This is a genomic window from Megasphaera cerevisiae DSM 20462 (assembly GCF_001045675.1).
Lineage (GTDB): Bacteria > Bacillota > Negativicutes > Veillonellales > Megasphaeraceae > Megasphaera > Megasphaera cerevisiae.
This window is the reverse complement of the sequence record NZ_LEKT01000012.1, coordinates 1-15,638: the sequence shown is the minus strand read 5'-3', so window position 1 is coordinate 15,638 and position 15,638 is coordinate 1. Positions and strand designations below refer to the sequence as shown.

The following is a 15,638-nucleotide window of genomic DNA, read 5'->3' as shown; positions in this document are numbered from 1 at the left end:
ATAGATTAGATAGCACCGACCAAATCAAAACTCGGTTTCAAGGTTTCTGCACCGGGCTTCCATTTGGCGGGGCATACCTGATCCCCATGTTCCGCCACAAATTGAGATGCTTCCACTTTACGCAGGAGTTCATCCGCATTGCGTCCTACATTACCGGCATTGACTTCATATGCTACAATTTTTCCCTCTGGATTAACAACAAAGGTACCTCGTTCTGCTAATCCTGCATTTTCAATATATACATCAAAATCACGAGCCAATGCCGCTGTCGGATCTCCCAACATAGGATATGTGACTTTCTGGATAGCATTGGAGGAATCATGCCATGCCTTATGCACAAAATGAGTATCGCAGGATACACTGTACACTTCACACTGAATCGCCTTAAATTTGTCATATACATTGGCCAAATCTTCTAATTCCGTTGGGCACACAAAGGTAAAATCCGCAGGATAAAAGAAAAACACAGACCATTTTCCAAGGATATCTTGTTTCGTTACTTCCTTAAACTCCCCGTTCTGATACGCCTGTACACTAAAATCGGAAACTTCTTTGTTGATTAAAGACATAGTAGAACCTCCTTTGAATTTCTTATCAATAGATAACATTTATCATCTATGTAGATAATATCACAAATTTCTCGCAAAGTCAATAATCATTATCAATATTTTTTTTGCTGATTTCTAATCCACAAAAATACTGCACGAAACACACTAATGTATTTCACGCAGTATTACTGCACAACTGCAAAAAAGAAAATATCAATTCTCTAAAAATGCAAAAGCTTCTTTCGTCTGCTGTTTCCATTCTGGAAATACCGGTGCGGATCCCTGGCACAAAGCAGGACTGCCACCACCCCGACCATTGAACAAAGCATTTGCCATCTTAATATATGTTCGGCAGTCTGCCTGTGCCCCTGGTCCAAGACCAAACAGGTAATAAATGCGTTCTCCCTGCCGGTATACGATAGCTGCAACCGCACGCTCAACAGCCATCAGCTTTTGCAGCAGCATCTTTGCCGCCTGTGGCGTATACGAATCCTCCAGCACCGTAAGTATAGCGTTACCCTGACTATCTGTAACGCGTCCTGCCAGTATATTGTCCATTTCTCGCAGCTGCAGCGCCTCCGTCTTTTGACGAACTTCTTCCCACAACATGCTCATCTCTTCCTGAAGTCGACGGATACCCTTACAAACCAAAGGTTCTTTCGTCGACAGTAAATTGCCTGCTTCCTCAATATATTGTATATCACTGCGAATCATTTCCAATGCCCACCGGCCACATAAAAATTCAACTCTCATCCCACCGTGATGACGTATCATTTTTATAATTTTAATAATTCCTATCATTCCCGTATACGGCGGATGTGTCCCGCAGCAAGTGCACACATCCCCGTTTTCAATCGCTACCACCCGGACCGGACCTTGTATACGTTCATTTTTCTTCCGCATCGTGAGTCCTGCCGCTTTTTCTGCCGTCGTATACGACACATGGACTGCCTTATTCTGCCAAATTTCGTTATTGGCATCATTTTCGGCCAATGCCGCCTGTTCCCATGTAATTTCCTGGTCCAAATCAATTGTCACCATGCGTTCGCTCATATGAAACCCGATATTATTTACCCCAAAAAGTTTCCAAAACGCATATGACAAAATATGCTCTCCACAATGCTGCTGCATGTAATCCAAACGCCGCTGCCAGTTCAAATAGACCATTACAGTATTCCCAGGAGTCAACGGCCCATCACAGGAATAAATAACCGTACCGTTCTTTTCCACGCCATGCAGCACGGCAACCGTTGTCCCGTCACTTTCAATCCGCCCCGTATCGCTTAACTGTCCCCCACCCTCTGGAAACAAGACAGTCCTATCCAATATAATATCATACAGCTCACCATCTGATTCGCAGGACATAATCACGGCCTTGCATTCTCGCGCTAACGAATCATTCTCATATAGTTTTTCTGTCATCCTGCCACCTCATAAAAACACGTACTATATCCCAGCATGAATCTCAACGTGCCGCAGTTATACATCAAAGGTTTCCGACTGAACCTCTACTTTAAATATAACTTTTTCATCACAATCAGGACACTGAACCAAATGATCCCACAAAGCCCCCTGCCGGCCAGCAAATACAAAAGGATATAATGCCTGCAATGCTGTCATACAAAGATTTCCGCTTCTTCCCTTATCAATTAACGGCCCGTCAAAAATGATCTCATCGCCAGCAGTATAATGATCGCATTGAGATTCTACAACGACTAATTTAATTTTATATGTATCCATATTAATTCCTCCTTAAAAAAACAGCACACAAGAGTGATCCTTCCACCTCCCTGTGTGCTGCAGCTCCATATCTTATTTTATTTATATTATACAGATCAAAAGCGTATCACGCAAGCCATAAAAACAAGACGGGTACGCATCGCTTTGAAATCCCCACCATGCGGCAGCGTCATCAGCTACATGCCGTGTGTACTCCTTTAGAGTTTGTTAAAGTGCAGGGGGAACCAAGCGACCCTGCTGGTACACAGCTTCCAGTCCCGTTTCAAATATATGCAGATCACATAATGGATTTCCTGACAGCAATAGTACATCGCCATCCTTTCCTTCTTCAATAGATCCTTTACACGCGTCGATACCCAGCACCTCTGCAGGAACTATTGTCGCAGCTCGGGCAACCTCTGACGCATCCATTCCATATTCATTCATCACATACATTTCGCCAAATACCCTGGGATGCGGTCCGAAATTCGGAGATCCTGCATCCGTTCCCAGGGCAATACGGATCCCGCTTTTCAATGCATGCCGGAAGGTTACCTTTTGCTGTTGCACAATGTCAAAAGCTTTACGGCTCATATACTCGTCCACAATACCCTTGCTTTCTGCCAATACCTTATATACCCACAACGTCGGTACTAGCGTGATCCCCTTTGCTTTCATAGCTGCTATTTTCTCAACAGGAATATCTGCACCATGTTCAATTGTATGAATACCTGCATCAATACAGCTGCTAATCCCTTCACGAGACAAGGCATGTGCCGCAACCTTCATATGAAGACGACTGGCCTCCGCCATAATTATACGCAAATTTTCTTCACTATACATAGCTAGTCCTACTTCTTCCGGACCGGCGGCACCTCCTGTAGCCATTATTTTTACCCATTGACAAGAAACGCCCGCATGATTTTGTATATTTTTTATCGTACGAACAGCTCTAATCAACTCATCATTGGTATCGGCAATCCGTCCGATAGAAGGAACATGTCCATATGTACCAGTAATAGCTCTGCCACAAGGAATAATCTGACAACCCCAAACCAATTTTTGCGCATCGCTGCCGCAAGGTAAATGGTAACATCCTCATTGCAGCCTACATCCCGCACTACTGTTATCCCTCTGCACAAATATTCTTGAGCTGCATGGAGCGCGCGAAACATGGCAACATATGGGCCTTCGGCTATATTGGCCGTCACCGGGTCTGCCAAGGTACCATCCCAAACCAGATGAACATGCATATCCATCAGTCCAGGACAAAGATATTTTCCGGTACAATCAATTGCCCCTGAAATTTTTTTCTCTGTATGCGGAATAAGAGATGCGATTTTTCCATTTTTCATAGTCACATCCTGTCGTTGTATAATGCGTTTTTTCTTTACGTCCACTACATTTACATTGCAAAAATATACCTCTTGCATCAGCATAATGCCTCCTTTATCCGTCGTGATAGGGGTATCAAAATTACTGTCAAAAAGCAAAGAAGGACACCGTATCATGACTGCGATGTCCTTCTTACTTTCTAAAATAATTTTATTTTTTATATCATATACTATTACGCCAGTAAAGTAAATACATATATACAAATATATGTATACGTCATGTACAACAACGCTAAACTGTTATTATCCATATCCGATATATCCGCCATCCCTTACAAAACATCATTTTCCTTAATCAAACCCTTGCGTTTCTTATTTAAATAGATAAAATAAAAAGGAAGAACAACTATACATCCACCAAATCCCCATATCAGTTGAGATATTTGGGCCTGCGCCAGCATCCATAAACTGACAACGATAGCAATAATTGGAATAGTAAGTCCAAACGGAATCGTATAAGGTCGTTCTTTATCTGACCATTTTTTACGGAAAATAATAACAGCAATACAGGTTGGCAGATATTGTGTAAACCGAGAAACGGCACTAATTGCAGCCAGCGTCGTAAAACTACCTGACCAAGCAAGCAGAATACTAAAAACAGCCGTTACAATAGACGCAACATAGGGTGTATTCCAAGCAGTACGCTTAGCTAATGCGGCCGGCAGCATTCCGTCTTCTGCTAAAGAAGTACATACCCGTGGTCCCAGAAAAGATTCTGCCATATTGATACCACCCATGGAAAGAAGCGTACCAGCCAACACAAAGTAAGCACCAGCCGGTCCTAAAATCATCCCGAAGGCATCTTGAATGGGAGCCTTGGTATGCGCCAGATCCGTCCCCATAATGCCAATGCTAATGCCTAGTATCAGCATATATAACACAGAAACAATGATCATTGTAACAATAATAGCACGCGGTAGATTTTTCTTGGGATTTTCCATATCTTCGGCAGCCACCGCAATCGCTTCGAAACCAGTATATGCAAAGAAGAGTAAAATAGCTGCGCTGGCAAAAGTCCCTTCCTGATATTCATTCCCCGGAAATATGGGAGAAAAATCAGCACCATTAACAAAGAAAATACCAATAACGATAAATGCAATCAGCGGAACTAATTTAGAGATGGTAATAATATTACTCAATATTTTAGTAGCATTTACACCTGCAATGTTAAGAATTGTCAATATAATAATCATCGCTGTCGCAATGATATCCTTCATGGTTTCACCGGCAAGTACAGGGAATGCCGCACCTAAAGCAGTGGCAAATCCGACAGCCATAGTAGCCCATGCAATCATGACAACAATCCATTTCAATACGCCAACTTCATATCCAAAAAAGTCTCCCAGTGAATGCTTGGCATATAAATATGGGCCGCCATTACGTGTGAAAAACCCTGCCACTTCAGCAAAGCACAGCGCCATACAACCTGCCAGCAGCGCATCAAAAAGAAGAACGCCTAAGCTGGCTGTTCCGATAAGAGAATAGGCTTTATTCGGTAAAAGAAATATTCCTGTTCCTACAATCCCATTAATTCCCAAAAGAACAATACTCCAAAATCCAAATTTTCCAGATTGTTTATTCATTACATGCCTCTTTTCTCTGTCGCATTTACAAAATCACAAAACAGCTTTTTAGCAGTGTCATTGTTGACAGACATCATTTCCGGATGAAATTGATAGGTTATCAAATACGGGTATTCAGTTCCCTCCAGCGCCTCAATCGTACCATCTTTTGTTCTTGCCGCCACATGCAATCCCTTTCCCACTGTTTTCACTGTCTGATGGTGATGAGAATTCGTGACCATTTCCGCAGATCCGACAATATGAGCCAATCGGGAATTCGCCTCTATAAAAACAGTATGTGTCGGTGTCGCCGGATCTTGATTTTGAGAATGTTTGATATAGCAATGCGCATCATACGTCAGATCTTGATACAGAGTTCCTCCGTGATATACATTGACCACCTGATGCCCGCGGCAAATAGCCATAATAGGAATTTTTCTTTTTTCTGCTATTTTCAGCAATAAAAAATCAAAGTGATCCCGTTCCGGCCAAACAGTACCATTTCCCTGCATCGGCTCCTCTCCATACTGCAACGGGTACACATCATGCCCTCCAGACAATATCAGTCCATCAACATACTCCATAGACTGAGAAACTGCTTCATCATCATCTTGAAAAGGTAATATAACAGGAATTCCGCCGGCTTCTGTTACGGACCGAATATAATCGTTGTTTACATAGGCCCGGTGATATCCAGCAAACCCACCATGATCATCGATCATTTGAGAACCAGATATACCAATTAAAGGTCTTTTCACTTTGCATCCTCCTAATAACAAATAGTTTTATTCCGGGGTATTCATAGTATTTCTTTTCTTCACCCCATGATTTCAATGCAGCCTTACCATTTGTACTATAATTGCATAACGCATTGCTGTCAAGATACAAATGCAGCATATCACTGAACCCTCTTACCGGCAAAGGGCTTCAATGGTTTCCAATTTGTCCGTAACCCCAGTATATGGCGGCAGCCGCCATCTTTACATCATCGTGTCCCACGGCCGGAACAGTTATCCGCGCCGGGTAAGCGGCACCCCTACATTGGCGCTTTCCGGCTTTTATTATAAAATTTCATTCCCCTCGCAAATCGATTAGTCTTTTGGGCATCCGCTTGTTTTGTATGACGCAGTCCTGATAAAGCCAAATGTATATCTTTTTTTCCTAACAATATACGTACGAGGTTGGAAAAATCAGCGTTCTATAGCCCTTCTCCTATCGGAACATTTTTTATCCCGTATGGAAAATCAATAGGTGAATCTGGCAAGGTATCCTATCCCGCATTCGCAATAATAATTTGTAAAATTCGTGTATCTTCATTGACAAACAGCATATATTGATAAACAAATTGAGTTCCTGCAGAATAACCAAACAAAACAATCGTACTTTATGTCTTAAACCGATAGCATATATCATCTATTACATGATAAATAACAGAAAATATCTATCGGCTTTCAGGCTGCAACCGCTTCGCTGTAGTGCTGTCTGCCATATTACCCAAATTATAATAACGCGCACCATGATATTTATCTTTTGAAAATCCCGGACACTCGATGAGTACATCATATTTCTCCGCATAAGAAATCCGTTCGTTTCGATATGCTTCCGCATTTCGCTGTATCCCAGCTGTATAATCACCACCGTTCAAGCAGCCTTCCAATAAACAGAACAATAATAAACTTTCATGCCCACCGTATTGACTCCACTGTCTTCAGCAGGGATAATTCTTCCTCTTCCAGATATCACTGGGCCAGCCGAAGTCTGAAAAGAGCATACGGAAAGTGTAAAAGATGCCGTTGCAAATATAGAAAAAAGTAATAAGTCCCATTGCACGCTATGCATTGGCAAAATTCAATAGCCCTTTCTTCTGCTGATTTAGAAAATCATATCACATTTACCACGATACATCATCTATTATTTTTATGATATGATCGTTTATGACTATACATCCGTTTATCTGCCTTCATGATCATTTTCCCCAAAGCATTGCATTGTGTAGACCAAGCCGAGCCGATAGCCACCGAAAGTCCCGTATTTTTTTGAATATTCATCTGCAGTAAAGTAATGCGGTCCCGAAATCCTGATTCCGAAATATTTCGGCATATAACCACAAATTCATCACCCCCAATCCGGTATATCTCATTTCTGTGAAACACTCTTTTTAATTCGTCTGCCAAAGTAATAATTTTCAGGTCTCCAGCCCGATGTCCATAATTGTCATTAATTCGTTTTAATTCATTTAAGTCAAAAAAAGCAGCCCCTACACTTTGCCCATAATGAGCATGGTTCATGTACTGCTTTATATCCCTAATCAAAGCATTTCGGTTGCAAACCTTTGACATATCATCTGTATAGCTGACATGTTTAAGCTTTTTCAGTGCCTTTCTCAGCCGTTTCTTCTGCCTGATCTGCACAGATATATCGATTGCAACCTCCAAGCAGCATACCTGTTCCTGATACCTGACAATAGTATCATTGACTTTAAAATGTCGTCTCATATACGGATGATACCATATCCACGAACGGGTTTCCCCTATTTCCATATTGATAAATCGATTGCAACTGCTGCACACCTCCGCTTTATTTTGTAGTATTTCATAACATTTTTTGCCAACATGCGTATCCCATGCAAAAACCGTACAAGCTGCCTGATTGGCAAACAGCACATTGTGCGTGTGCCCCGAAATAATATAAATAGGTTCCTGGATTAAATGAAACAAATTAATATTGCTATCTAAAATAGCTCCATAATCACATTGTTTTTTCATACATTTTCACCTTTACTAAAACTCCCATAGCCGTATCACCGTTGATACCACAGCTGCTATTCCAGGCAATCGCTGCTTCTCTATACGCAAAGTAAACCCTCCTCATGGTACTTCGTATCATAACATTTAGTTATCTTTTTGCCTATAGCATTACTGGCCTCATGTCTTATCCATTTTCATATTTCCAATGCCGGTCCCTCAAGTGTCCAATTACTGCGCATTCTACGGTTCTTGAAAATGCCGCATATTAACGCTACCGTTCGTCCTTCCATTGTTTTTTCTCATCTTCACTAAACGTAAGCAGTAATGTAAAATCCATTTCCAGTCCATTAGCAATGTCCATCAATACCGATAAAGAAATATTATTATTGTATTTTCCTCTTTCAATTCTGCCTAAGGCACTTTGACTAATATTTGAAACTTTAGCCAAATCTTCCTGCGTCATATCCGCAAGATTCCTGTAATATTGGATTTTAGCTCCAACATATCTAAAAACCACATCCCTTTTCAACTTCATGTAATCACCATCAATCTTTTCCTTAGTATAGAAACAAAAAAACAGTAGGACAGCCAAAAATAGCTGCCCTACCAAATGGAAAACAATATTTCTTATTTTATAGAATTGAATAAAACAGCTAATTCATATGGATTTTTACATAATCCTTCTGCATGATATATGTATATTATCTCATAGAATCTCCGTTTTATTGACTCCTAAAATCTTTATAAAACAGCCTAAATAATGCGGTTTTACGCAATTTCCATAAGGTCTTGCCATTTATTTTATAAATACCCGTTGTTTGGACTGAAAAAAGAAGAAAATGTAGAAAAAAGTACCGTCTCTTTCTGAAAGCAAAATGAATCGCAATACAGACTGATCAATTCTATTTGATATATATGACAGCCTTTGAATACAATACGGCGTGACCGGCAATAATTATCTTATCCTTTGCTGCCTTGCAAAATAATATCCCCCCGCGTTGAGACTTCATACCTATTCTCCCTTTTTACGGTAAATGCCGTTTTCGAAAGATTATTTTCTATCGCGATAGATTACATCAATGCGTCTGGCAGTCATTACCCTATAATACACACGGCGGGCGGATTGCCGCTGAACACAGCCGCTGCAAATGCATCCACTATATATTGTTTCATATTGATCCCTCCTTATTCAATTTTATCATTTTTGGGCATGCGGCTTCAATAGTCAACCGTTAGATGAATGAAGATACTCTACATAAAAGTCAATATGGCCGTATAATTTATATGGGATATTTTTGTATATAGGCAGACAATATTTTTCCCTCAAAAATAGAAGCCAGCGTCCTGAAACGCTGGCTTTCTGTATAAACGGTATCATCTATTCTATTTCAATCTCTATTGCACAGATATTGCTGATTATTTACGGTGCAATCTTAGTTACAAATGCCTGTTTGCCATCCTTAAAGGTCAAAATGACTGCCGATTTAACAGGGTCATGGAATTCATTAAAGCTAATCGTACCGGTAACGGCTTCAAGATTTTTGATTTTTTCCAAGGCCGCTTGTACCTTGTCTTTATCAAAACTATTGGCATCTTTTATAGCCTGCGCAACAATCATCACACTGTCGTAAGCCAGAGCTGCCGGAGCATCTGCTTTTTGATTATATGCTTTTTGATAATTAGTAACAAATGTTTTCACCTTATCAGACGTATCTTTTGCGGAATAGTGGTTCGCAAAATAGCAATTTTCTAAATTGGCTGCTCCTGCGATTTCTGCTAATTTAGCGCTATCCCATCCATCACCACCGACAATCGGCTGTGTAATTCCCATTTCACGAGCCTGTTTAATAATCATACCGACTTCCTGATAATACCCCGGAACAAAAATGACATCGGGATTTTCTGCTTTAATTTTAGTTAATGCTGCTTTAAAATCCGTATCCTTCTGTAAATAGGCTTCCGATGCTACGATCGTTCCACCACTTTTCTGAAATTCTTCCACAAAAAATTTCTGCAGCCCCTTAGAATAATCACTGGAGTTATCTATATACACTGCTGCTTTTTTAGCATGAAGCTGATTGGTAACAAAATTGGCCATGACTTTTCCTTGGAACGTGTCAATAAAAGCAGTCCGGAATACATACGGACGAACTTTTTTTGTTGCCGGATCTACGGTAATATCCGGGTTGGTACCGTACGGCGTAATCAAAGGTATTTTTTCCTTATCTGCCGTGCTGACGCAGGCTAAGGTACCGCTTGACGTATCTGGCCCAATAATCAAATCTACTTTGTCATCAAGCAGTTTCTGCATAGCATTGGCCGCTTCTGTCGCTTCGCTGCGATTATCAGCAACGTCAACTTCCAGCTTTTTACCCAAGAGCCCGCCCTTGTCATTGATTTCCTTCACAGCCATTTCAATCCCGTTTTTAGCAGATGACCCATACGATGCGTTGTTGCCTGTCAATTCCAGATTAGCGCCGATCTTAATCGTATTCGCATCCTCCTTGGCCCCTCCACACCCTGTCAGCATAGCTGCTACGGAGAGTATAATTGCTGCTGTCAATATACTCTTACTTAATTTAGATACTTTCATACATAAATCCCCCTTCGTGTAAAGTTCTCTGAAACAGTTAGTATACGTGCTTCAGGAAAAGCATAACAAGGTTACTAATCACTCCTGCCATGCTATATAAAAATCATTACAAGCAGATATCTCCGATCTGTCACTGTAACAATTCATATATCATAGTGTATCCGCGTCAATCTATAGAGAGAATTTTTTCTATCCTCCCAAATACGCTTTTTTGACATCTTCACTTTCCGCCAGCGTGCGTGCTTCTCCCTGCAAGGATATCGTTCCGGTTTCCAACACATAGGCATAATCAGAAATGGACAAGGCCATACGGGCATTTTGTTCAACTAAAAGCACAGTCGTCCCCATGTCATGAATTTCTTTAATAATATTGAATATTTCTTTTACCAGTATCGGAGCCAGCCCCATGGAAGGTTCATCAAGAAGTAATAGTTTGGGCCGACTCATAAGCGCTCTTCCCATGGCCAGCATTTGCTGTTCCCCACCGGATAAGGTACCCGCCATTTGAGATATCCGTTCTTTCAGACGTGGAAAATGCTCATATACCATTTTAAGCGTTGCAGCAATCTCCTTTTTATCTTTACGCGTAAAGGCCCCCATTTCCAAATTCTCACTAACTGTCATATTGGCAAAAATGCGCCGGCCTTCCGGACAATGAGAAATACCCTTACACACGATATATTCCGCATTTTTTTTATGAAGCGGTTCGTCAAAAAACGTAATCCCGCCGGTCTTTGAGCGGAGCAAACCCGAAATCGTTCGCAGCGTCGTCGTCTTACCAGCACCATTAGCCCCAATCAGGCTGACAATCTGCCCCTCTTCTACGGATAGATTAATTCCTTTGAGGGCATGAATCGCACCATAATATACATTAATATCTTTTAACTCCAACATACTCATGGCCTGCTACACCTCTTCTCCCAAGTATGCCTTGATGACCTCTGTGTTGGACTTGATTTCATCAGGTATTCCCTGTGCCAGAATTTTACCGAACTCTAATACATAAATACGTTCACAAATACCCATAACCAGTGACATATCATGTTCAATCAAAAGGATCGTAAGATCGAAGGTTTTCCGAATCCAGCTGATCATTTCCATTAATTCATGTGTTTCCTGCGGATTCATGCCGGCGGCTGGTTCGTCCAGCAGCAATAATTTAGGCTGGGCCGCTAACGCGCGGGCAATCTCCAGACGCCGCTGCTGTCCATAGGGAAGATTGGCTGCCAACTCATCTTTTTTATCTGCCAAGTTAAAAATTTCGAGCAGTTCCATGGCTTTTTTTTCTACTACTTCTTCCTCTGAGCCATAGCGGCCCACTCGTAAAATCGCTTCGGCTAAAGTGTATTTTATGTGATAATTATAAGCAATTTTCACATTATCAATGACTGTCAAATGATCAAATAAACGAATATTTTGGAAGGTTCTGGCAATGCCTTGTTTCGTAATTTTGTATGGCTTCATTCCTACCAAACTATGCCCGTTAAATTCGATATTGCCCGTTGTAGGGGTATACACTCCTGTTAATAAGTTGAACGCCGTTGTTTTACCGGCCCCGTTAGGTCCGATCAGGCCTACAAGTTCTCCCGAATTAATATATACATTAAAGTCCTGAACAGCCTTAATACCTCCGAAGGATTTTGATAAATTACTTGTTTTCAGCAGTGGTTCCATCGTTTTCCCCCCCTTTTTTCCATTTAGATAGTATTACGGATGCCAGTTCCTTATCACCAAATATACCGTTAGGCCGATACAGCATCAAAATGATCAGAAGCAGCGCATACACAATCATGCGGTATTCAGGATAGCTCTGCATAGCAGCTGCGATAAAGGTCAAAAGCACCGCACCGACAATCGACCCGGACAAGCTCCCTAATCCGCCTAGCACAACCATAGTCATAATGTCAAAGGATCGCATAAAAGTAAAACTAGAAGGATGCGCAATACCAAAATAATGTGAAAATAGTGCTCCGGCGAGGCCGGCAAACATAGATGCGACCGTAAAGGCAAAAACCTTAAATGCAGTCGTATTAATTCCCATTGCTTCAGCAGCAATGGCATTTTCCCGAACAGACAGGCAAGCCCGTCCCTGATTGGAGTTAATAATGTTTTTTAACACAAAGAGCGTTACAATCATGCAACCAAACAACCACGGAAAGGTAGTTTCTGTAGGTATCCCTGACATTCCCGAGGCACCGCCGACTTGAGGGATATTTAAGATACAGATTCGGATAATTTCACCCATTCCCAACGTGGCAATAGCCAGATAATCGCCCTGCAGACGCAATGTAGGTGTGCCGATACAAAATCCCAGGACACCGGCAGCGGCCGCACCGGCAAGAATACTGCAAATAAACGGCAAGTGGAAAAACATGGTGCAAACCGCAGATACATAGGCACCAATCGCCATAAACCCAGCATGTCCTAACGAAAACTGCCCCGTTACCCCATTGATCAAATTAAGACTTGACGCCAAAATAATATTCAAACAAATAACAGTCACATTCAGCCGCCAAAAGGATGTCAAAATCCGTTCCGACATTAAAAACTGAAATACAGCAAAAATCACCAAGGAAAGCAGCAGAAAAATAACATCTTGTTTACGCAGTTGTTTTATCATCATCGTCACCTACACTTTTTCATGTTCATTTTTGCCGAAGAGACCTGTCGGTTTGATGAGTAAAATAATAATCAAAATAGCAAATGCCGCCGCATCACGAAATGTAGAAGAGATAAACCCGCTGATAAGCGCTTCCACCACTCCCAGAATCAAGCCGCCGGCCATCGCTCCCGGAATAATTCCGATCCCTCCAAGTACTGCCGCAATAAAGGCTTTCATACCAGGCATTATTCCCATAAGCGGTTCAATCGAATTATAATATATCCCGACAAGTACACCTGCCGCTCCTGCCAGGCTAGACCCCACAAAAAAAGTGAAGGATATTGTCTTATCTACATTGATTCCCATCAATTGTGCCGCATCTGGATCATATGAAACAGCTCTCATAGCTTTTCCCATTTTAGTGTGATTGACAACATACGTCAGCAAAATCATTAAAATAACAGATACGGCAAGAATAACGATCTGTTGAAACGATATAATCAATCCGCCTATATGATAAATTGCGTTAGGCAGCAGCGGCGGAAATGTCCGTGGCTGTGGAGTAAGCAAAAGCATAGTTGTATATTCCAAAAATAAGCTGACCCCGATAGCTGTAGTCAAAATAGCAATTTTAGGATGATGCCGCAACGGTTTATATGCTAATCGTTCAATAATTACGCCACCCAGGCCCGTTGCCAGCATCGCCAATATAATAGATGGAAAAAATGGCAGATTGGCTGTTGTTGCCGCAAAAAATCCCACATAAGCTCCTACCATATATACATCACCATGAGCAAAATTAATCAATTTCATAATGCCGTATACCATTGTATAGCCTAACGCAATCAATGCATAAATACTTCCCAATGATATTCCATTGATTAGCTGCTGCACAAATTGCAAAAACAGATTGTCTCCCAATAGAATCTCCCCCTCTCAAAATACGTAACTCGGTGCACGCTGCAACAATACAAATTCTCCCTCTAACTGCAATATATACCGGTACAGACGTTGTGCATGTCAATCTAAAAAATCATAATAAATAGCATCTCTCTTATAAATTGTTCTAAATATCTCCTCCAAGCGCATTACGTTTTAGCTTATTTTATTTTAAAACTATTCAATACAATATATAATCAACAGCGGTTATACTGTTACAAGGTCTCACTGGCTGTACACCGTATCATCCATGATGCCGTATTTCCGCTATATTGCCGCCATAATTTATACAATCCTACAACGATGTCTGCCGCCTATGACGATTATAACAATTGCGTACTAATGGTATATCCTTCGTCAATATGATTGACAAAAATTCGCCCATCTCCCGCCTTCCCCTTCGGAGAAGTTTTGGACATATTGATAATAGTCGTAACCACTGCCGTTTTATCTTCATCATGAACGACTATATAAATCATTTCTTTCGGCAGCTCATCATAACAAAATCCATCAATCACAACCCCTTTTTGTTTTCCCCTTCCCATAACATGCCAATGCGTTAGTCCGGCAAATCCTTGCTCCGATAATTTTTGTTTCACCAATTCTACTTTTTCCCTCCTGATAATTGCTTTAATTTCAATCATTCTTCTCTCCCCCTTAAGACAAGATATAGCTTCAATAAAAAAAAGACGACATAAATCATACTAAGATGACTTCGTCGTCGTAAAAAAAACTTTATTTAATTTTATTAATTATAACATTTCATTAAGTAATACACAATTGTATTTTAGCACAAAATATTTAACAATGTTATGGCATCTGCACAATATACGTTTTATTTTTTATTCCCTGCACCACTCAAATAGATTATATTACCATTTTTATTGATATATTATCATTTTTCTTATTTAATAAAACAATATTTCTTTATTAATTTTATATTTTAATAAATATTATTCATTTATTATATAATTTTAATAACATATCATTTACATATTATAAATCATTTGTATCACTAAATCAATACATTTGCTAATATAACTTCATTTTTTCTTATATTAACGTTTTTGTACTATTACACAAAAAAAGCGAGTTTGGATATACTTCCAAACTCGCTTATACTCATAAAATGGCGGAGTGGCAGGGATTTGAACCCTGGCGGGCCTTACGACCCCTAACGATTTAGCAAACCGTCCTCTTCAGCCTCTTGAGTACCACTCCGCAATGCAACTGACTATATAAATATACTACAAAAGGATAGCTATGTCAATATTTTATATATAATTGTATGTGTCAAGAAGTTCTCGGTGAATGTATTGACCTAGATAATAGCTAGCCTCATCGACATCGTTTTTTTATAAAAATGCAGGCGTTGAGAAACTGTTAGCTAACTTCCCTATGGCACTGCTGGACGGGCCATTATTGCAAATGCGTCCGTGATGAATCCCTACATGCGTTTGAAAGGGAATCTTCCGCATGACTCGTCTCATCGTCCCACGGAAAGTGCGGCTGACTGGAGCGGTAAACCCCTTGG

General features: G+C 40.7%; 16 protein-coding genes and 1 tRNA gene. All 17 read right to left on the bottom strand.

Annotation, left to right across the window (positions count from 1 at the left end; all coding sequences use genetic code 11):
* Window positions 1-5: 5 nt before the first annotated feature.
* Window positions 6-569: an alkyl hydroperoxide reductase subunit C gene (gene ahpC / locus AB840_RS05275; protein ID WP_048513792.1), complete on the bottom strand. Its 564-nt coding sequence runs from the start codon at window positions 567-569 to the stop codon at window positions 6-8.
* Window positions 570-761: 192 nt separating this feature from the next.
* Window positions 762-1,970, bottom strand: coding sequence for an alanyl-tRNA editing protein (locus AB840_RS05270; protein ID WP_048513791.1), 1,209 nt, complete (start codon window positions 1,968-1,970; stop codon window positions 762-764).
* 57 nt (window positions 1,971-2,027) lie between these two features.
* Complete coding sequence (locus tag AB840_RS05265; RefSeq protein WP_048513790.1) at window positions 2,028-2,288, bottom strand: TIGR04076 family protein; 261 nt, start codon at window positions 2,286-2,288, stop codon at window positions 2,028-2,030.
* 207 nt (window positions 2,289-2,495) lie between these two features.
* Window positions 2,496-3,227: an amidohydrolase family protein gene (locus AB840_RS05260; protein WP_072061763.1), complete on the bottom strand. Its 732-nt coding sequence runs from the start codon at window positions 3,225-3,227 to the stop codon at window positions 2,496-2,498.
* Complete coding sequence (locus AB840_RS05255; protein ID WP_159445782.1) at window positions 3,224-3,706, bottom strand: amidohydrolase family protein; 483 nt, start codon at window positions 3,704-3,706, stop codon at window positions 3,224-3,226. The genes AB840_RS05260 and AB840_RS05255 overlap by 4 nt, the downstream gene beginning before the upstream one ends.
* Before the next feature lie 227 nt (window positions 3,707-3,933).
* The gene (locus AB840_RS05250; protein ID WP_048513787.1) at window positions 3,934-5,244 is read right to left on the bottom strand and encodes an APC family permease; all 1,311 of its coding nucleotides are present in this window, start codon (window positions 5,242-5,244) and stop codon (window positions 3,934-3,936) included.
* The gene (locus AB840_RS05245; protein ID WP_048513786.1) at window positions 5,244-5,981 is read right to left on the bottom strand and encodes a gamma-glutamyl-gamma-aminobutyrate hydrolase family protein; all 738 of its coding nucleotides are present in this window, start codon (window positions 5,979-5,981) and stop codon (window positions 5,244-5,246) included. Before AB840_RS05245 ends, AB840_RS05250 begins: the two co-directional genes overlap by 1 nt.
* Window positions 5,982-6,664: 683 nt before the next feature.
* Window positions 6,665-6,868, bottom strand: coding sequence for a hypothetical protein (locus AB840_RS05240; protein ID WP_048513785.1), 204 nt, complete (start codon window positions 6,866-6,868; stop codon window positions 6,665-6,667).
* 259 nt (window positions 6,869-7,127) lie between these two features.
* On the bottom strand, window positions 7,128-7,988 hold the full coding sequence (locus tag AB840_RS05235; RefSeq protein WP_048513784.1) for a GGDEF domain-containing protein: 861 nt from the start codon (window positions 7,986-7,988) through the stop codon (window positions 7,128-7,130).
* A 253-nt stretch (window positions 7,989-8,241) separates the two neighbouring features.
* Window positions 8,242-8,505 carry a helix-turn-helix domain-containing protein gene (locus tag AB840_RS05230; protein ID WP_048513783.1) on the bottom strand — a complete coding sequence of 88 codons (264 nt, stop codon included), beginning with the start codon at window positions 8,503-8,505 and terminating at the stop codon, window positions 8,242-8,244.
* 885 nt (window positions 8,506-9,390) lie between these two features.
* Complete coding sequence (locus AB840_RS05225) at window positions 9,391-10,563, bottom strand: ABC transporter substrate-binding protein (protein ID WP_048513782.1); 1,173 nt, start codon at window positions 10,561-10,563, stop codon at window positions 9,391-9,393.
* 189 nt (window positions 10,564-10,752) lie between these two features.
* Window positions 10,753-11,457 (bottom strand): ABC transporter ATP-binding protein, encoded by a 705-nt coding sequence (locus tag AB840_RS05220; protein ID WP_171969704.1) that lies wholly within the window; start codon window positions 11,455-11,457, stop codon window positions 10,753-10,755.
* A 12-nt stretch (window positions 11,458-11,469) separates the two neighbouring features.
* A complete protein-coding gene (locus tag AB840_RS05215) occupies window positions 11,470-12,237 on the bottom strand; it encodes an ABC transporter ATP-binding protein (protein WP_048513780.1) in 768 nt (255 codons plus the stop codon).
* Window positions 12,212-13,186 (bottom strand): branched-chain amino acid ABC transporter permease, encoded by a 975-nt coding sequence (locus tag AB840_RS05210; RefSeq protein WP_234984846.1) that lies wholly within the window; start codon window positions 13,184-13,186, stop codon window positions 12,212-12,214. Before AB840_RS05210 ends, AB840_RS05215 begins: the two co-directional genes overlap by 26 nt.
* A 6-nt stretch (window positions 13,187-13,192) precedes the next feature.
* Window positions 13,193-14,086, bottom strand: coding sequence for a branched-chain amino acid ABC transporter permease (locus AB840_RS05205; protein WP_048513779.1), 894 nt, complete (start codon window positions 14,084-14,086; stop codon window positions 13,193-13,195).
* Window positions 14,087-14,427: 341 nt separating this feature from the next.
* Window positions 14,428-14,748, bottom strand: a complete 321-nt coding sequence (locus AB840_RS05200) for a P-II family nitrogen regulator (protein ID WP_048513778.1) — start codon at window positions 14,746-14,748, stop codon at window positions 14,428-14,430.
* A gap of 486 nt (window positions 14,749-15,234) precedes the next feature.
* Window positions 15,235-15,325 (bottom strand) — tRNA-Ser (locus AB840_RS05195).
* Window positions 15,326-15,638: the final 313 nt, after the last annotated feature.